Origin of the sequence: Tianxiuia mixotrophica (assembly GCF_050596425.1) — a bacterium.
In the GTDB taxonomy this organism is placed as follows: Bacteria; Bacillota; Clostridia; order Peptostreptococcales; family Acidaminobacteraceae.
Genome location: NZ_CP192292.1, coordinates 3,575,652 through 3,593,474 on the forward strand (window position 1 = coordinate 3,575,652; position 17,823 = coordinate 3,593,474).

Sequence of the window (17,823 nt, forward strand, 5' to 3'; positions counted from 1 at the left end):
GCATTAATTTGAAATTATTTACATTATAACGTGTTCTATGTTATAATTGTCTTGTTTTAAACTACTTATTCTTGACGGTTCGGCAATATTGCCAAAACCGTTGCATATCAATCAATTTCTATCGCTTCACCTGTGTTGGGGGACGGAGTTGTCGTGGTTGTTGCTGATTGATATTTATTAATTAATAGATAAACTCCCTAACTTGCGTAAGAACGCGTTCCAACATGGAATTAGGCAGTGTGAAAGGGGACAACGGCATGCAAACAAAAGGATTAACTATTGGACAAAGAATTCGTATGACACGTAAGTACCTTGGTGTCAAGCAGTACGAAATCACGAGTGGCAAAATCACCAGAAACTTGATCAGTGCAATTGAAAATGACAAGGTTCGCCTTACATCGGAAAATGCACGACTCATTTATGACAATTTGAACAGATTTGCCAAGGAAAGAAATCTGGAAATTGATCTTGATCTGAGTGAAGTTCTTGGGGATGAACCTGACTTTCAAGCTGAAATCAAAGCGGACAGTTACATTAACCAACTTCGTCGTCATATCAAAGCTGATGATGCGCCATCTGATGATGTGATTCACGAAATTGAAGACTTCCTTTATGCATGGGACATTCCCATAAAAAAAGCTGAAGTCTACACTTTATTCGGTGACATTTATGGACTTAAAAATGAAAAACTGCGCCAGCTTTTCTACTACACGAAAGCATTTGAACTCTATTCTGTAGAAAAGTATGTCAATTCGCTCCCGCGATTGGCTTCTAAAATCTCTGAGTGCTCTGAAAAACTCAACTCTCCAGAAATCGGTGTGCGTTTTTGTGAACTTGCTATTTCAAAAGACCCAACGACGTATCGTGAAGAAATGTACAATCTGTACATGCTAAGTGCTATTAGCAATAGCAAACTTGGAAATCATCAAAAGGCCATTAAAAACATCGATGTTTGTATCGACAGATTCACAGATGATCTGGGCCCTGAATACTACCAAGCTGTGAGCATCAAAGCTGACTGCTATGAGAGACAAAATGAAATTATGGATGCTATTCAGTATTATACCCACGCTACGAATGGTTTTTACCGTTTAAACTGTCTGCGTGAAGGTATTGAAAGCACAATTCCGATGATTACCCTGCTCTATAATAACGACCTTGAAAACAGCCAGAGTAAAATTGATGCCCTTCTTAATGAAATGCACACAAAGATAGGTCAACTTCATTCTGCTCCAGTCGATCTTGAAATGAAGCTGGCATACATGTACACTCAGCTTGACAAGAAAAATGAAGCATTAAATACATATGAATCTGTTATGTCTAAAAGACATGTCATGTCAGATATTGATGTTGTGGAACTTTTGGAACAGTCCTATGATCTATTTAATAAGACAAATAGATTGGCTAGATGGCTTTCCTTCTACAAACTTTCAAACATTGATCTTGTGTCACTTGATGACCCTAATCAAAGAAAGCTTGCAACAATCCTGACATATTCGCTCAAATACCTTATCGAATCAAGGGAATTTGATTTTGCAAAGCGTATTACCCACGATTTAGCGACACTTGCTATTTCCAATTAAAAAAGAAAATCCCTTCGCGCATGCGAAGGGATTTTTTTATCTGAGTGACTTGCAAAATATCATTCATGCACCCTCACTATACCATATATAAGTATTTAAGAATCAAGAATTCTATCTATGGTATAAGGTGGGCATAGATCTGTCGTTTTGCAAACGACTGATCTATAATCTAATCTTATATAATATGCCTTATTTTAAGTGCTTAATAAACAGGCCTTAGCATATTACGCCGCTTGTTCTGAGTTCATCACCGATTCAAATTGTTCTTCGACAGCTCTTGAAGGCGCTTCACTCATCATGCTAACAACATAAATCGCAGCAAATGAAAGAATCATACCGGGTACAATCTCATAGAGGTCAAATAAGCCACCCGATAATTGTTTCCAAATAAGAACAGTCAAGCCTCCAACAATTATGCCAGCCAATGCACCATTTTTGTTCATGCGTTTCCAGAAAAGAGATAGTATTACAGCTGGACCAAATCCAGCTCCAAAACCAGCCCAAGCATAAGACACCAGCTCTAGGACGGAACTCTCTGGGTTCATTGCAAAAATATAAGCGACAACAGCGACGCCTATCACTGACGTTCTGCTTATAAATAGAAGTTCTTTTTCAGATGCTTCTTTTTTAAATATTCTATATATGTCTTCCGTAAGTGCTGATGATGTTACAAGGAGCTGTGAATCTGCTGTACTCATAATGGCAGCCAATATTGCCGCCAGTAGAAATCCTGAAATAAGCGATGGGAATAGATCACCTACCATAACCATGAAAACAGTTTCTTCTGCTCCGGCTGCAAGTCCACTTTCCAGATAAACACGGCCTACAAGTCCGATGATAAGGGCCGCACATAAAGAAATGACCACCCAAACCATAGCAAAACGTCTGGCCTTCTTAATTTCATCTGCAGAGCTAATGGCCATAAATCTTGAAAGAATATGGGGTTGCCCAAAATATCCAAGACCCCAAGCCAGTAAGGATATTATAGATATGCCACCGAGCATTTCTCCTGCCGTTGATGTCATTAAATCGAGGGTATTCGGATTCACAGCGTTCAATCCGTCAATCAGACCATCCATCCCTCCTATAATAACAAATGCCTTATAAGGAACAATAACAAGGGCCAATAACATCAGAATCCCTTGGAAAAAATCTGTCCAGCACACAGCCATAAATCCACCTAAGAAAGTGTAGGAAATGACCACTAGGGCCCCTACAGTTAATGCCACAGTGTATGGAATTCCAAAGACTGTGCTGAAAAGTTTACCGCCAGCCACAAGCCCTGACGACGTGTATATTGTAAAAAATACTAGAATGACAATGGCTGAAGCCACCCTAAGCACATTAGACTTATCGTGAAATCTATTTTGAAAATACTCTGAGAGTGTTAACGAGTCTCCTGCGGCTTCTGTATACTTTCTAAGGCGCTTAGCGATAAATCGCCAGTTTAAGTATGTTCCCACACCGAGTCCCAGTGCTATCCAGACCGCTTCAAGGCCACTAAGATAAGCATACCCCGGTAAGCCCAGCAATAGCCAGCCACTCATATCTGAAGCTTGAGCACTCAGAGCTGTTACCCAACCATTCAGGCTTCTACCGCCAAGAACATAGTCAGATAAATTCTCTGTTTTTCTGTAATAGATAAGTCCGATTAATAGCATTGACATAAGGTAAATGAAAAATGCAATTAATACACCCACTTGATCACTAATCATAAATGTGTCTCCTTCGTGTTGTTTGAATACTAGTTAAACTTGAACGTGTGAGCACAAAAAATATAAATACCCCATCCGAAAATAGGACGAGGCCATCGCGGTACCACCATTTTTAATTCTTAAATGAAAACTTCATTTAAAAACCCACTCATTGCCTGTAAAGTTAACACGTCCGTTTGAGCATACTTAAGTTCTGCCCAAAAGCTATTATTACCTCGCGTTATATCTTAACGAAGATATTTCAAATTGTCAATACATATGTTAAAATCCGTTAATAAAATGTACAAAAAAATAAAAATAGCTCAATAAAATTAAGCTATTTAAATAGGTTTCACATATTATTTTTTTAATCTTACATATACTGCCTTAGCAGGTGAATTGTCATTCGATCTTTCATCAATTTGAAATAATTTTGTTGCTTTCATCAGCTCATATAATTTTTTATAACCAAAATTACGTGGATCAAAATCAGGGGCCTTGTTAGCTATGTTTTGACCAACACTGCCCAGATGGGACCATCCATTCTCATTGGCTGATGCTTCAACAGCACTGACTAGAAGAGATACCAGTTTTTTATCGCTTTGAAGCTGTTTCATCGTCACCGGGTATCTTGCATAATTTTTTTCATCCCGTGTTAAAATTTCTGTAAAAATGAATCTGTCGCACGCACCAACAAAAGCCTTTGGCGTTTTGCTTTCTCCGAATCCGTACACCAACATGCCCGATTCCCTAAGCCGCAAACAAAGACGTGTAAAATCTGAGTCGCTTGAGACTATACAAAATCCATCAAGTTTTTCTGTGTAAAGCAAATCCATTGCATCAATTATTAAAGCACTGTCTGTTGAATTCTTCCCGGATGTATAGCTAAACTGCTGAACTGGATTTAGTGCATTTTCAAGAAGCGCCTCTTTCCATCCTAATAAGTTTGGGCTTGTCCAGTCGCCATAAACACGCTTAACACTGGCTATACCGTATTTAGCAATCTCATCAAGCAAGCCTTCTATAATCTTGGGCGAAGCATTGTCGGCATCTATTAGAACCGCAAGCTTCTTTTGAATCGTCTCATTTTCTTTCATCATTACACCCCTCAGATGCGCAGTATGTCTTCATCGTCTCTAATTTTACCACAACGATATGCAATTTAAAACCGAAATATCCACATGATGATCGTAAAACTTATACAAATTTATTCTAATAAATTATTTATTCTCTTGTTACATTTTAATGATACTTTAGAGGCTTAAATGGAATGGTATCGAGCTTGACGCCCCTTAAACGTGCATATATGCTCAAATCCAATACTTTTAAGGACTTGAAAAACGTGGTTAAAGTCCTTCCCCAGGTCAGAAGCCTTATGGGCATCCGAACCCACTGTGATAATTCGGCCTCCACAGTCAAAGTAGAGTCTCAAAATACTTTCATCTGGAAATTGAATACCAACTTCTTGTCTCAATCCTGACGTATTGACTTCAATCCCCTTATTATGGGCCACCAGCCATCTAAATATTTTTTCATACTGTGGTTTTAAGTCTTCAAGGTCCACTTTGTTTACTGCCTCATTATAACGTTTTGGCAAATCTATATGTCCAAGGACATCAAAATCAGAAAATGCACAAATAAGCTGGTACATTTCATCCAGATATATTTTCATGGCTTCTTCTGGCGTCTTGTCGTCAAAGAAGTTTCCAAAGTAAAAATCTTCTCCTAAACAGGAGTGCATGCTGGCAATGACAAAATCAAATGACTCGGCTTCCATGAGCCCTTCGCACATTTTCACAACACTTGGTTTAAGGCCCAGTTCAAGCCCTTTAAGCACTTCAATTTGTCCCGAGTAGGTCTTCTGAACGCTTTTAATAGCCTCATCATATTCTTGAGGATCAAACTCAAATAAAATATCCCTGGAATGCTTGTAATCTATATGATCCGTAATGGTTATTATCTTAAGGTTTTTATAAATAGCCGTTCGTATCACTTCTAAAAAAGGCGCTTTAGAATCTGCCGAAAAATCAGTATGAATATGAGAATCGTACATTTTATCCTCCAGGCCACTCAAAGTGAATACTCATCTTCACAGACTGAGTAGATCCACACTTTGTCATATTTGGCTCTAATCTTAACTCGGCTTTAGAAATTGGTCTAATTCTGCATTCTAAAGCCCCTAACATAGTAGGGGCTCACTTTATTTCTATAGGTCACTATAACATAAAAAGAACTATATGACACGAATGGTCTGCGTGAACTTAATGCCTTCTAGGGCCAACTAGAATGGAATATTTTCAGATTCTGCATTTTCATCAGACAAGGTTTGTGCCGCAGGATTTTTAGGATTTAAGAATCTTAGATGCTGGACCTGTATATCTGTTGTATACATTTTCACGCCAGCATCATTGGTATAAGAACCCGTTCGAATCTTACCACTTATACCAACAAGATCACCTTTTTTTACATATTTCTCAACAATTTCAGCTTTCTTTCCCCAGGCCTGAATACGTGGAAAGTCTGCTGTTTGTCTTCCCTCTGCAAGGTAAGCCTCTTTCTTTTCATTAGACAATCGTCTGTTTATGGCCAGACTAAAGCTAGATACCTTGGTGCCTTCCCCCAGTTCTCTAACTTCTGGGTCAGACGTGAGTCTTCCAATTAAATTTACAGAATTCATAAAAACCTCCTTTTGGATAATATTACCACACGCCTAAGAATTTTACAATATTTCCCTTTTGCTTTTATTCTTATTTGGCCTTGTGCTATAATATAGACGCACAGTCGTGCAAAAAGGAGGGAAACAATGAGTACACATATTGGTGCACCAGATGGTGCTATTGCAGAAACGGTTTTACTGCCTGGTGATCCGCTTCGCGCTAAGTTTATTGCGGAAACATTCCTAGAAGATCCTGTTTGTTACAACAATGTACGTGGCATGCTTGGATACACAGGTACATATAAGGGCAAAAAAGTTTCTGTACAGGGGACGGGCATGGGCACACCATCCCTATCTATTTACGTCAATGAGCTCATACAGTTCTATGGTTGCAAGCAGTTAATCCGAGTGGGCTCTGCAGGGTCTATTCAAGACCATGTCCAGGTAAGAGATGTTGTTCTGGCTTCAGGTGCATGTTCTGATTCCAGTATGAACAGACTGATGTTCAATAACATGGACTATGCCCCAATAGCAAGCTTTGATCTTTTGTCAAAGGCCTATCAAGCGGCGAAAAATCTAGGTATTGAGCCTCACGTCGGCAACATATTAACAACAGATACCTTCTACAACGACAGGCCAGATCCCCTGAATGTTTGGGTAAAGCACAATGTTCTAGCAGTGGAAATGGAATCATCGGCACTATACACACTTGCAGCAAAATTCGGAGTGAAAGCTTTGTCTGTTCTTACAATTAGTGATCATATTTTCAAACAAGTGGAGACATCCTCTGAAGAACGGGAAAAAACCTTCACTGATATGATGAAAATCGCACTGGAACTGGCATAACGGAGGTAACCGAATGAAACGCGTCGCAGTGGTTGGCATTGTCCTTGATGAACCGAAAGAATCAAATGCTAAATTGAATGAAATCATAGCAGAATACAAAGATATTGTACGGGGTAGAATGGGCATACCATTCAATGAGGAAGGCATATCTGTCATTTCCCTCACCATAGTTGGTTCTATGAACGAAATAAACAGTTTAACAGGCAAACTTGGCAATGTTTCAGGTGTGAGTGTTAAAACATCTATTTCTAAAAAAGAAATCCAGTCCTAGTTCAGTCTAAATGTTCTTGTATTCTTAGTCCCATTAAAACCACTAGATGCAACACATCTATAGGCTTAAGCGGTCATATGTATTTTTTTATTCGTGACATTTATCTCGTTTGATTCAAACAAACTGCAAATGGAAGTAAAAAAATAGAGTGGGCGCACATTTCATATGTGTACCCACTCTATTTTTATATCATAAGCATTTCTCTATTCACGTTTTTCATAATGATTTGGAACCAAACCGTGTATTTGGAAGGATTCTTTTCTATGTCTTCCACCAGGTTGTCAAAAGCCATCCAGTCCACGCTATCCACTTCCTCAGGATTGAAGGGAAAATCATCAGGATCGATGACGCCTGTTAAAACATGATCGAATTCATGTTCGATCATCCCCTTATCTAATTCCGCTCGGTATAGAAAGGTTGAAACCTCTTTTACAGGACAATCTACACCTAACTCTTCCATCAGTCTACGGTGAGCTGCTTTTTCAACACTTTCTCCCTGTCTAGGGTGAGAGCAACAGGCATTGGTCCACAGGCCACCGGAATGGTATTTGCTTAAGGCCCTTCTTTGGAGAAGAACATTGCCATTTCCATCATGCAAGAAAACTGAAAACGCCCTATGAAGAACACCCTTGTGGTGGGCTTCCATCTTCTCCATTTGTCCAGTCGCCTTGTCATTTTCATCGACAAGAATTACGTATTCCACAATTAACCTGCCTTTCTATTTGAGACAATATCTGATAGTTTTTCTTCTGTTTTATACTTATAGAAATTTAATGAAGCGAAAAAAGCTAGACTTGAAAAAATAATGGGCAGTAAGCCGCCGATCAGACCGCATAATATTCCCATTAAAAGTGATACTATAAACAAGCGGTTATGAAACTTTGTATAAACTGCATTGTAAATATCCATATTTGTTCGATTCAGTGGATAGACAGAAATAACATGTGCCCCGTCCGTCTTGATTTCTCCACGTTTGGCCCTTGCGCCCATTAAATACATCCAAATTCCAAATGCCCAGTAGGCTGCCATAACAATAATTTCCGGTCTCATTATATCCCCCTGACCTATAAAAGTTTCCTGGCTTCATTAAATCGCTGCAGTCCTGTAAAAACAATAAGAGTGGCCATTATAGTTGAAATCCAAACCATATACTGCGGCAAGAGTATCATGAACGTAAAACCAATGAAACCCTCAGTTCTTTCCATCATACCAGCTTGATAGTAAAAGGATTTAACACCTTTTTGATCCGCAAGTGCACCCACAGTTAAAAAAACTGTCATCGATAGGATAATGCCACAAGCTAAGTAAACAAGGGCCAGCCTTGCATCAACTCGAGTGTAGGCCAGTGTTAAAATCATGGCCAGTTCAACCACCCTATCAAAAGTAATATCCATCAGTGTTCCCACTGCAGAAGGCTGACCAAACTTTCTGGCCAAGGAACCATCCACTGCATCTAGATAGCCCGAGAACCACAGTAAGCAAACTGCAAGCACCGGTTTGTTGACTAGAATAAATCCACTCGTTGATAATCCAAATAAAAAGCTTATAACTGTGACTTGATTGGCTGACAAGCCCAGTTTATTGAATAAGTTTGCGCCAGAGGCAATTGTGGGTTCAACCCATTTTCTTGCATGTGTGTCTAGCATATCTGATTTCACCTCCCTAGGGTATATTATAACACCATAAAAAAATAAAGCCCGAACAATTAAATTGCTCAGACTTTACAAATTTTTATCAATTAAGGCACTCGTAAAATATTATTTAAGCGTCTCCATTACAGTTAATATAGATATTTGTAAAGCAAAAAATCTATATTGGACAAGTGGTGACAGGATAATCTGATTTTACAAAGGCTTTATTTTGACTAAAGAATATGTTTGAGTTGCTTACGTAGGGTTACTGCGCCACTGGCTGCAACAAAAACCTTAATGGCATCACCAATTAAAAATGGCATAGCCCCAACAGTAAAGGCTTGTGTAACATCCATACCTGTATAGACCGCTAACCACGGCACTCCGATTGCATAGACAACGACCACACCGCCAATTGTAGAAGCTATAAGCATTCGTACAAATGAAATATTCTTGCCTTTTAGTAAACTAATAACAATAGCCCCAGCTAAAAAACCAAATAAGTAGCCACCTGTTGCACCAAATAGCACACCTACACCAGAGGTTCCCCCAGAAAAAACTGGAAGTCCAACAGCACCTAGAAGAAGAAAAACACCTAGACTGGCGCCCGCTTCAAGTGGAGCGAGTATAAGGCCTGCCAGCATAATTGCGAAGGTTTGCAATGTGAGCGGAACAGGACTAAATGGTAGGGGAATACTCAAATATGATGAAATACTAATAATAGCTGCAAACAGGGCTATAACCGTTAACTGTTTTGTTTTATTCTGTCTCATGAATCCACCTCATAAATAATAAGTTCATTGAATGGGCTGCAAGCTTTTCTTCAATAACGATACATGATGGATTACACTTTGTCAACTATTTAGATCAGCTAAGTTAACAATCAAACACGAAGGACAACAACACCGGATTCGCTCATGTCCCCAGTTCGAACAATAAGTTTTGCATTTTTACAAACAACCTGCAGTTGTCTATAAGTTAATTCATTTTCACGAACACTGCCAGCTTTCTTTATAACCCTTGCCCGTAAAACTTCATCCATTTCATGTGGCAGAGTGATCTCAGAAAAAATCACATTATCAGCAAGCAATCCAAAAATATCTTCAACAGATGGTAGATTGTCTGTAATGGCTAAGTCAATCACTTGCGTCTCTTCCGGCAGGGCAAATCGACAGCCCACAATGGCCACGGCATCTCCCAGTCCCAGCATAGCCAGTTCTTTAAGCAATTCACCATTTCTAATAGATGTCTTTAACATAATTATTCCTCCAATATATTGTCTATTACTATATTGTCCCCTATCACTATATCTTGAATCGAACGATCTTTCTATGAAAATATGCACAATCTTGTCTCACTTTACACATGTCTCCTATGCAGATTAGAATGACTTATTCTCTTTTCTGACACTTTATCTTATCTGTTTTTCTTTAAAACACTTTAAAATGAAAAGCATATAAAGTGAACTATTGACTTTTCTAGACCATTTTGATATTCTTTTCACAAATAAATCTTTCTTCTTAGTCTGAACACTCATTCTTTTAAGTTAGATTGATGACAATTTATAATTAACGACCTTATGGAAAAGATGCGTCTGATCCTGGAGGATGTTGATAGATACGGGCCAGTCCCTTTATTTTGATGCATACAACCTCCATGTCAGATGGGGGTTTTTTTATTTTATATCCATTCAATTTGAAAGGAAGACGACTATGGCACAAGAATTGCTGAATCGATTGGCGCAGGGTGAGCTTCTAGAAAAAGGAGAACTTGTCTCACTACTTGACGCGCTAGATGAAGACAATAGTGAATCACTACGTGATGATCTATTCACCAAAGCTAGGGCTCTCAAGGAGAAATACTACGCTGAGGATGTATATATGCGGGGCCTTATTGAGTTTACAAACCACTGTAAACAAAGCTGTGCATATTGTGGTATTAGAAGCGGGAACAAAAATGTTGACAGATATAGACTGTCTGATGACCAAATCCTTGATTGCTGTAAAGAAGGTTACCGTCTTGGTTATAGAACCTTTGTCCTTCAAGGTGGCGAAGACGCCTACTACACGGATGAAAAAGTCATTGCCCTTATTAAACGTATAAAAGACGAATATCCTGATGCTGCTATAACACTTTCTCTAGGTGAAAGAAGCAAAGAAAGCTACAAGGCACTTAAAGAAGCCGGTGTTGACAGATACCTTTTAAGACATGAAACAGCCAATAAAGAAATCTATGAAAACATTCATCCAAATATGAGTTATGACAACAGACGAAAATGCTTAAACGACCTAAAAGAACTGGGCTTCCAAGTGGGCGCTGGTTTTATGGTCGGACTGCCTGGTCAGAAAAATGAACATTTGGCCGAAGACCTGCTTTTCTTAAGAGCGCTCAACCCACACATGATCGGTATTGGGCCTTTTATTCCCCATGAAGATACGCCACTCGGTGACAACAAGGGGGGAACAGTGGAAAAGACACTGATTATGGTTGCCCTCACAAGACTCATAGTGCCACATACCCTTTTGCCATCGACAACAGCCCTAGGCACTCTTGATCCCCTCGGACGTGAAAAAGCCTTAAAGGCTGGTGCCAATGTGGTTATGCCCAATCTTTCACCAACCAATGTGAGAGAAAAGTATGAGCTTTATAAAGATAAAATTTGTACAGGCGACGCAGCCGCACACTGTCGCTCTTGTATTGAACGTCGAATCAACTCAACTGGATACCGAGTAAACATGTCCCGTGGGGACCACTACGAATGGAGGGCCTAACATGTCACATTTTATTGACCATAATTATATTGAAAATCTAATCGGTGAAAACACCAACCCATCAAAAGAGGAAATCCTTGCAGTCTGTGAAAAGGCTTCAAACATGGAAGGTCTTACACACTCAGAAGTTGCAAAACTACTACATGTGACAGATCCAGAACTCTTAAAACGCATTTATAAAACAGCTGGTCAAATTAAAAACAAAATCTATGGCAACCGTGTTGTTATGTTCGCACCACTCTACATCAGCAACCATTGTGTCAACACTTGCAGTTACTGTGGTTTTCAGAACAACAATGACATGTGCCGTCGCCGCCTGACCATGGAAGAAATTCAAACAGAAGTTAAAATACTAGAGCGCATGGGACACAAACGTATTGCCCTTGAAGCTGGTGAGGACCCTAAAAACTGTCCGATTGAATACGTCTTGGAATCCATTGATACCATTTACAACACATCTGAAGCCCAGGGCAATATAAGAAGAATTAACGTCAATATTGCGGCAACAACTGTGGAAGACTACAAAAAGCTTCAAGACAAAGGCATTGGCACATATATACTATTCCAGGAAACATACCACCAGCCAACATATGAAAACAATCATATGAAGGGACCAAAATCAAACTACGAATATCATCTAACAGCTTTTGACCGTGCTCAAGAAGCCGGCATTGATGATGTGGGCGGTGGTGTTTTGTTTGGTCTGCATGACTACAAATTTGAGATTCTTGGACTCATGCTCCACAATGATCACCTCGAAAAAGAATGGGGCGTTGGTTTCCATACAATTTCAGTGCCTAGACTTAAAAAAGCTGAAGGCATGACGCTTGAACAGTTCCCTCACTTAGTGGATGACGAAACATTTAAAAAGATCGTTGCCATTATCCGTCTAGCTGTTCCATTCACTGGAATCATTTTATCCACACGGGAATCTATAGCAATCCGTAATGAAGTTATTGATTACGGTGTGTCACAAGTGAGTGCCGGATCTTGTACAGGTGTTGGTGGCTACAAGGAAGCTGAAGAAGTGGGCCGTCATATTGATCAGTTCAAAACCGAAGATGAAAGAACCCCACTTGAAGTGGTTAAAGCCCTTGTAGATGATGGCTACATTCCGAGTTATTGTACAGCCTGCTACCGCTCTGGACGTACAGGTGACCGGTTTATGCAACTAGCTAAATCAGGACAAATTGGTAACGTCTGCAATCCAAATGCCCTTATGACGCTTATGGAGTTTATATGTGATTATGGTGATGAAGAACTCTTTGAAAAAGGCAAGGCAACCATCTATGCTGAAGCCGACAAAATTGATCGGGATGATATTAAAACACTGACACTTAGTAATTTAAAGAAAATTGAAAATGGCGAGAGGGATTTATTCTTATAGACTTGTCATATAACTTACTCCCTTAATTCACCCATAAATTTAAAGACCTACATTCTAGGACAACCTTATGAATGTAGGTCTTTCTATATATTTTTAATATAATTTTCAGTGTTCAACATAGTAGACTATACAAAAGAACATTTACGCACTTGATCCAGTGTCTATTCCATGCAAAATTTTATTCTTATTTGTGGCTTTTGACAAAAGCCCCTGTCCCCTATTGAATACCTCTTCCATCAATTATATGATAAAAACCATAAGAGATTAAAGGTGTGACATTATGAAAATATTACTGGTATCTGACGTAGAATCACGATATATCTGGGATCATTTTAATAAAGAAAAATTTAAAGACGTTGAACTCGTTCTTTCCTGCGGAGATTTAAAAGCTTCCTATTTGCAGTTTTTGGTTACAATGATTGGTGTTCCAGTTAAATATGTTCATGGTAACCATGATGAACAGTATGTTCAGTCACCACCACTTGGGTGTGACAGCATTGATGATACGTTTACCAACATCAATGGCCTTCGAATACTTGGCCTTGGCGGATCGCCAGAATACCGAGGCGGTGTCTTCCAGTACTCTGAAAAAGACATGTACAAGCGGTATAAGAAACTATACAAAAAAATTAAAAAAGCTGGTGGTATAGATATCTTCGTAACCCACACCCCTGCTTTTGAGCTAGGGGATGGAGACGATTTTGCCCATATTGGCTTCAAAATTTTCCGTAAAATACTAGATGATTGGAAGCCTAAGTATCATTTTCATGGTCATCAGCACTTAAACTATGGTCAAAAAAATGAGCGAACTATTCAATATGAAAACACATTGATTGTAAACGCTCATGACTATCATATAATCGATATAGAAGACCAAAGCTGACACAACTCCTCCACAGTAAGGTCTAATGATGCATTATCCTTTTAAAGCCAGTCATTTGACTGGCTTAACTTGTATCTATCTCACTGATTCTTCTTCAAAAACCTCAACCCCCTCCACATACCAATCCATTTTCAGTATGCTGTCCGGGTCTGGCACCATGTCTTCTTCAATTTTGATAATTGAGTTTTGATCGTAAATAGGGCCTTTAAAGGGATGAAATGTGCCTCGAATAATCAGATGGCGCATTAAGTCTACAAGTTTTAAGGTATCACGGGGGACAAATGTCTTTGAGGCATACAAGTCAATGACACCTGATGCCATTCCCCACCAGAAGTTTAAGAGCTTTGGATTGTTATTGAAAATATTTGTTACCGTCTTATAGGTCCCGTTTAAGACATTGTTCAGTATTTTTTCATAGTAGGCCCCCCACTTCCAAATCGGAGATGCCAAATACTTTTTAGGTTTTCCTGTTTCAGGATCGATTTTACACAGCATGGAATAGATACCGAATGACCAAGTGTCTTCTCTAGACAAGCTGGAATTCTTATTATTGACAATATCTGCGCCACGCTCGATCAGCTGCCGACTTTTGTCTGATGCATTTTCAGGATTATTCCACATGTCCGTCCATGCCACAAGGACTTTAACCCGAGGATTGACCATGCGTGCCCCTAAGGTAAAGGCATTTATGCCCGCAATAACTTCTGAGTTTGGGGCGTTCGCTGTATACCCTATGATATCTGTTTCTGTCATGCTACCTGCAATAATTCCTGATAAGAATCTTGGTTCATACGTTCTTCCAAAATAATTGGAAAGATGTAGATAGGGCTTGTTACCAGAACAATTGAAAAATAATGTATCAGGATGCTCAAGAGCACAGCGCAAAGTGGGCTTCATAAAAACCTCACTGGTTGTGAATATAACATCAAAGCTCTGTTGTGCAATATCTTTTATGGCCTCATAGGCCCCTTCTCCCTCAGGAACATTAAAGAAACTAGTTGTTTCTATTTTGTCTTCAAAAACAGCATCCACATGCTTGCGACCCAAATCGTGAGAATATGTCCATCCAGATGCTTCCACATCTCGTGCATGGGCAAAAGCCACTTTTAATACTTTTGGTGTGGCAATAATGCTTGAAAGGGTGTCAAGAACCCCAGTGTTTTCCTCGTTTTCTTCCATAGAAATGCCTGCACTGTCTCTAGCGTCATAGTTTTTAAGTTCCTCAATAATTTGCTTAAGGGGCAACTGCAAGTCATACTCATATATCTGATCAGGAATGCCATAAAGTCTTGCATATAGAACGAAGGCATCACCAGTGGTGGCGTCTAAGTCCGTTCCCCCAAGTTCATGATAGATTCTACGGAAAGGATAGTAAACATACCTTTCAAAGTGTTCATACTTGGTTCGTCCCAAACTGGTTTCAGGGTCATAATCTTCCAGGTAGCGAAGCAGTCTATTAAACCGTCCTGGTTTTGAAAACCAAATTGAAATCAATCCCGTTTGCTTAAAAAACTCAAGAAACTCATAGTAGACTGTGTTCCTTTCATCTTCTGGGTCTCGTTTTGGAACAAGACGAATGACCTCAGCCTGAACAGACCAGGCATCAAAATATTTAAGCACACTAACCCGCTTATTGCCTTCAAGAACATAAAACCAATTCATGTACTCGTACACTTTGATGGGATCCCGTATACCTTCTTCCAAATGGGCATGGCACAGGTTAATCCACTTTTCCTTAAAGTCTGACTGGGCTGTTGCAAGGGGCATGAAATTGTGGGCAAAGGCTGTTCTTCTGGCGTTTGTATATGTTCCAACAACCTTATTCAGAGGCACTTCAAGAAGTCCAAGCTGAACGGTTGAAACAATTTCAATATCTTTTAAAAGTCCTTCCAGCGAAGCTAAATGCCCGGATTGTCCCCGGGTTTTTCTATGTTGATAGGCCTTTTTCCCTTTGGCCACCGCATCTTTATAATTTTCTAGGGCATTTGTCATTCTCATAGACCCATCCTCCTGTCTTGAGTATATTATACACACCTTAAAAAGATTCATGCAGGCCCTATGGTGAATTTGTAAATAGTTACAAAACACATCTTGCTGGAACCCTTCATAAAGGGACAAAAATAAGCCTTGTAGGATCTACAAAGCTTATTTCGCTTCCACATCCACCTTAGGATGTTTCTTCTTTTGATAAGTCCCAACTTTTAATTGGTTCCCCTTGTCAAAGCTTCCTTCCAGTATGGTTGTTGAGAACCCCTCTACCAGAACGGGGGCTTGTTCCCCTATTGATAGTTCTTGGTTATTTTCCAAATACACACGGTCGTGATCACAAATACGCTTAAAAATCCCACTGGGCAAAGAAATAGAAGCCTCACTACTTGTGCCATTATGAATGATAACACAATCCCTTCCCGCATCATTCGATATTGTATAAGTGATAATGCCCTCAGGCGCTTTAAAAAAGCTTAAATGACTTTCAAGAGCCTTGCCATCATTCCATGCGAAAAAACCAGAAGTCTTTCTGTACTCAATCAAGTTTTTAATGTACTCATAGTGGTCAGCATGTTTGATTTTTAAAGACCAGTCAATTTTATTTATATTATCCCCGGCATTGTAACTGTTATCATGTCCTTTTTTGGTTCTTATAAATTCTGTGCCGGACTGTAAAAAGCTCATTCCAAAAGATGTAAGAACTATGGTCAAGGCCAGTCTATGCATTCTAATTTTACTTTCATAATCATAAGAAGACGCTGTCTTATCAATCTTATCCCATAAAATTAGATTGTCATGGGCACTCACATAATTGACAACTTCAATGGCTCTATCGGCATAGCCCACACGCCCACCGGGGAGTTTTGTGCTGGCAGCAATACCAAGTTCTACCCAGGGTTTAGCATCCATACGCTCCATTACAAAGCCACTTTCAGTGCCATCATTGTCCCCTTTAATGGCATTTCGAAAGTCATCATTGAAAAGACCAATGTCTAGGCCTTGCTGGGCTGTTTTTAGAAATCTATCCTTTTCTGGGAGTCCACTCTCCCAGCCAGTCCACGGCTCCCCATACAAGATTAAGTCAGGTCGAATTGCCTTGAGTTCATGAACCAGAATCCGAACGGTTTCCTTGTCATATAAGGCCAGCAGATCAAAGCGAAAACCATCCACTTTATAAACCTCAATCCAGTATTTCAAGGAGTCAAGTATGAATTTTCGAACAAGGGGATGCTCAGTGGCCAGTTCGTTTCCACAACCTGACCCATTCGTGAAATTCCCCTCCTTGTCCATCCTGTAGAAATATCCTGGCGCCAATCTATTAAAGCTTGAATGCAGACTTTCATAGGTATGATTATATACAACATCAAGAACAACCCTTATGCCAGCCTCATGGAGAGCCATTATACATTTCTTCAGCTCAATTATACGGGTTCGCCCATCATAAGGATCGCTTGCATATGACCCTTCTGGCACATTATAGAGAACCGGGTCATATCCCCAGTTGTATTCGTCGTTTCCCGTCTCATCCACAGTCTTAAAGTCATACACAGGCAAGAGATGGACATGCGTAATCCCCAGGTCTTTCAAATGGTCTATACCAGTTTTTATGCCATTTATATGACTTCCAAACTCAGTGAATGCAATGTACTTGCCTTTATTTTTCATACCTGAGTTTTCATCTATAGAGAAGTCTCTCACGTGGACTTCATACACAAGAGCCTCATTTTGCTTGACTGGGTCTGGTATGGAATGTTCCAACCAACCTTCAGGATTTGTTTCATTCAAATCAATAATCATAGCTTTTTCGCTGTTAACACCGCAAGCAGTGGCATAGGGATCTACCACTTCATAGTCTGTCTCCGCAGAAGTGACAATGTAAGTGTAATACTTGTTGAGATACTCTCGTGACAATTCCAACACAAACACGCCATTCTCCGCTGGACGCATTGAAATTTCCCGACGAAACAAATCGTCACTTTCTTCATAGATGGCTGCTTTTACGCGTATAGCGCAAGGCGCCCATACCTTTAGCTGGACGCCTGTATCACTTACAGTGACACCAAAGTCATTTATTTCTAGAATGGCTTTTGGTGCACTTTCAATTTTTTTCAT

Annotated in this window: 17 protein-coding genes; 6 read left to right on the forward strand and 11 right to left on the reverse strand. The window is 39.7% G+C overall.

Annotated features, from left to right (window positions below; all coding sequences use genetic code 11):
• Positions 1 to 257: 257 nt before the first annotated feature.
• Positions 258 to 1,583, forward strand: coding sequence for a helix-turn-helix domain-containing protein (locus ACQ4KW_RS15850; RefSeq protein ID WP_430883442.1), 1,326 nt, complete (start codon positions 258 to 260; stop codon positions 1,581 to 1,583).
• Between the two features lie 224 nt (positions 1,584 to 1,807).
• Here the strand turns inward: ACQ4KW_RS15850 and putP are convergent, their stop codons facing one another.
• The 4 genes from putP to ACQ4KW_RS15870 all read right to left on the reverse strand — a co-directional run bounded on the left by putP (position 1,808) and on the right by ACQ4KW_RS15870 (position 5,954).
• Positions 1,808 to 3,295, reverse strand: coding sequence for a sodium/proline symporter PutP (gene putP, locus ACQ4KW_RS15855; protein ID WP_430886587.1), 1,488 nt, complete (start codon positions 3,293 to 3,295; stop codon positions 1,808 to 1,810).
• Between the two features lie 341 nt (positions 3,296 to 3,636).
• Positions 3,637 to 4,377: an NYN domain-containing protein gene (locus ACQ4KW_RS15860; protein WP_430883443.1), complete on the reverse strand. Its 741-nt coding sequence runs from the start codon at positions 4,375 to 4,377 to the stop codon at positions 3,637 to 3,639.
• Positions 4,378 to 4,538: 161 nt separating this feature from the next.
• Positions 4,539 to 5,330: a histidinol-phosphatase HisJ family protein gene (locus ACQ4KW_RS15865; RefSeq protein WP_430883444.1), complete on the reverse strand. Its 792-nt coding sequence runs from the start codon at positions 5,328 to 5,330 to the stop codon at positions 4,539 to 4,541.
• A gap of 228 nt (positions 5,331 to 5,558) precedes the next feature.
• Positions 5,559 to 5,954 carry a single-stranded DNA-binding protein gene (locus tag ACQ4KW_RS15870; protein ID WP_430883445.1) on the reverse strand — a complete coding sequence of 132 codons (396 nt, stop codon included), beginning with the start codon at positions 5,952 to 5,954 and terminating at the stop codon, positions 5,559 to 5,561.
• Between the two features lie 126 nt (positions 5,955 to 6,080).
• On the opposite strand from ACQ4KW_RS15870, the gene deoD reads away from it, so the two are divergent.
• Positions 6,081 to 6,779: a purine-nucleoside phosphorylase gene (gene deoD, locus ACQ4KW_RS15875; RefSeq protein ID WP_430883446.1), complete on the forward strand. Its 699-nt coding sequence runs from the start codon at positions 6,081 to 6,083 to the stop codon at positions 6,777 to 6,779.
• 13 nt (positions 6,780 to 6,792) lie between these two features.
• Positions 6,793 to 7,050, forward strand: coding sequence for a TM1266 family iron-only hydrogenase system putative regulator (locus ACQ4KW_RS15880; RefSeq protein ID WP_430883447.1), 258 nt, complete (start codon positions 6,793 to 6,795; stop codon positions 7,048 to 7,050).
• A 184-nt stretch (positions 7,051 to 7,234) separates the two neighbouring features.
• On the opposite strand, the gene idi is transcribed toward ACQ4KW_RS15880, so the two are convergent.
• The 5 genes from idi to ACQ4KW_RS15905 form a co-directional block, all read right to left on the reverse strand.
• Positions 7,235 to 7,753 (reverse strand): isopentenyl-diphosphate Delta-isomerase, encoded by a 519-nt coding sequence (gene idi / locus ACQ4KW_RS15885; RefSeq protein WP_430883448.1) that lies wholly within the window; start codon positions 7,751 to 7,753, stop codon positions 7,235 to 7,237.
• A gap of 2 nt (positions 7,754 to 7,755) precedes the next feature.
• Positions 7,756 to 8,100, reverse strand: coding sequence for a hypothetical protein (locus ACQ4KW_RS15890; protein ID WP_430883449.1), 345 nt, complete (start codon positions 8,098 to 8,100; stop codon positions 7,756 to 7,758).
• 14 nt (positions 8,101 to 8,114) lie between these two features.
• Positions 8,115 to 8,696 (reverse strand): CDP-alcohol phosphatidyltransferase family protein, encoded by a 582-nt coding sequence (locus ACQ4KW_RS15895; protein WP_430883450.1) that lies wholly within the window; start codon positions 8,694 to 8,696, stop codon positions 8,115 to 8,117.
• Positions 8,697 to 8,914: 218 nt separating this feature from the next.
• Positions 8,915 to 9,454, reverse strand: coding sequence for a biotin transporter BioY (locus ACQ4KW_RS15900; RefSeq protein WP_430883451.1), 540 nt, complete (start codon positions 9,452 to 9,454; stop codon positions 8,915 to 8,917).
• Between the two features lie 110 nt (positions 9,455 to 9,564).
• The gene (locus tag ACQ4KW_RS15905) at positions 9,565 to 9,939 is read right to left on the reverse strand and encodes an RbsD/FucU domain-containing protein (RefSeq protein ID WP_430883452.1); all 375 of its coding nucleotides are present in this window, start codon (positions 9,937 to 9,939) and stop codon (positions 9,565 to 9,567) included.
• 454 nt (positions 9,940 to 10,393) lie between these two features.
• On the opposite strand from ACQ4KW_RS15905, the gene hydE reads away from it, so the two are divergent.
• From hydE to ACQ4KW_RS15920, 3 genes are all read left to right on the forward strand, one after another.
• The gene (gene hydE, locus ACQ4KW_RS15910; RefSeq protein WP_430883453.1) at positions 10,394 to 11,452 is read left to right on the forward strand and encodes a [FeFe] hydrogenase H-cluster radical SAM maturase HydE; all 1,059 of its coding nucleotides are present in this window, start codon (positions 10,394 to 10,396) and stop codon (positions 11,450 to 11,452) included.
• A gap of 1 nt (position 11,453) precedes the next feature.
• Positions 11,454 to 12,839: a [FeFe] hydrogenase H-cluster radical SAM maturase HydG gene (gene hydG / locus ACQ4KW_RS15915; RefSeq protein ID WP_430883454.1), complete on the forward strand. Its 1,386-nt coding sequence runs from the start codon at positions 11,454 to 11,456 to the stop codon at positions 12,837 to 12,839.
• Between the two features lie 280 nt (positions 12,840 to 13,119).
• Positions 13,120 to 13,722, forward strand: a complete 603-nt coding sequence (locus tag ACQ4KW_RS15920) for a metallophosphoesterase family protein (RefSeq protein ID WP_430883455.1) — start codon at positions 13,120 to 13,122, stop codon at positions 13,720 to 13,722.
• A 75-nt stretch (positions 13,723 to 13,797) separates the two neighbouring features.
• Here the strand turns inward: ACQ4KW_RS15920 and ACQ4KW_RS15925 are convergent, their stop codons facing one another.
• Both ACQ4KW_RS15925 and pulA read right to left on the reverse strand, forming a co-directional pair.
• Positions 13,798 to 15,720: a BMP family ABC transporter substrate-binding protein gene (locus tag ACQ4KW_RS15925; protein WP_430883456.1), complete on the reverse strand. Its 1,923-nt coding sequence runs from the start codon at positions 15,718 to 15,720 to the stop codon at positions 13,798 to 13,800.
• 147 nt (positions 15,721 to 15,867) lie between these two features.
• Complete coding sequence (gene pulA, locus ACQ4KW_RS15930) at positions 15,868 to 17,823, reverse strand: type I pullulanase (RefSeq protein WP_430883457.1); 1,956 nt, start codon at positions 17,821 to 17,823, stop codon at positions 15,868 to 15,870.

Coding starts and splice junctions, on each gene's coding strand:
- ACQ4KW_RS15850 (WP_430883442.1), top strand. CDS start 258: ATGCAAACAAAAGGATTAACTATTGGACAAAGAATTCGTATGACACGT.
- ACQ4KW_RS15860 (WP_430883443.1), bottom strand. CDS start 4,377: ATGATGAAAGAAAATGAGACGATTCAAAAGAAGCTTGCGGTTCTAATA.
- ACQ4KW_RS15865 (WP_430883444.1), bottom strand. CDS start 5,330: ATGTACGATTCTCATATTCATACTGATTTTTCGGCAGATTCTAAAGCG.
- ACQ4KW_RS15870 (WP_430883445.1), bottom strand. CDS start 5,954: ATGAATTCTGTAAATTTAATTGGAAGACTCACGTCTGACCCAGAAGTT.
- deoD (WP_430883446.1), top strand. CDS start 6,081: ATGAGTACACATATTGGTGCACCAGATGGTGCTATTGCAGAAACGGTT.
- ACQ4KW_RS15880 (WP_430883447.1), top strand. CDS start 6,793: ATGAAACGCGTCGCAGTGGTTGGCATTGTCCTTGATGAACCGAAAGAA.
- ACQ4KW_RS15890 (WP_430883449.1), bottom strand. CDS start 8,100: ATGAGACCGGAAATTATTGTTATGGCAGCCTACTGGGCATTTGGAATT.
- ACQ4KW_RS15895 (WP_430883450.1), bottom strand. CDS start 8,696: ATGCTAGACACACATGCAAGAAAATGGGTTGAACCCACAATTGCCTCT.
- ACQ4KW_RS15900 (WP_430883451.1), bottom strand. CDS start 9,454: ATGAGACAGAATAAAACAAAACAGTTAACGGTTATAGCCCTGTTTGCA.
- ACQ4KW_RS15905 (WP_430883452.1), bottom strand. CDS start 9,939: ATGTTAAAGACATCTATTAGAAATGGTGAATTGCTTAAAGAACTGGCT.
- hydE (WP_430883453.1), top strand. CDS start 10,394: ATGGCACAAGAATTGCTGAATCGATTGGCGCAGGGTGAGCTTCTAGAA.
- hydG (WP_430883454.1), top strand. CDS start 11,454: ATGTCACATTTTATTGACCATAATTATATTGAAAATCTAATCGGTGAA.
- ACQ4KW_RS15920 (WP_430883455.1), top strand. CDS start 13,120: ATGAAAATATTACTGGTATCTGACGTAGAATCACGATATATCTGGGAT.
- ACQ4KW_RS15925 (WP_430883456.1), bottom strand. CDS start 15,720: ATGAGAATGACAAATGCCCTAGAAAATTATAAAGATGCGGTGGCCAAA.
- pulA (WP_430883457.1), bottom strand. CDS start 17,823: ATGAAAAAAATTGAAAGTGCACCAAAAGCCATTCTAGAAATAAATGAC.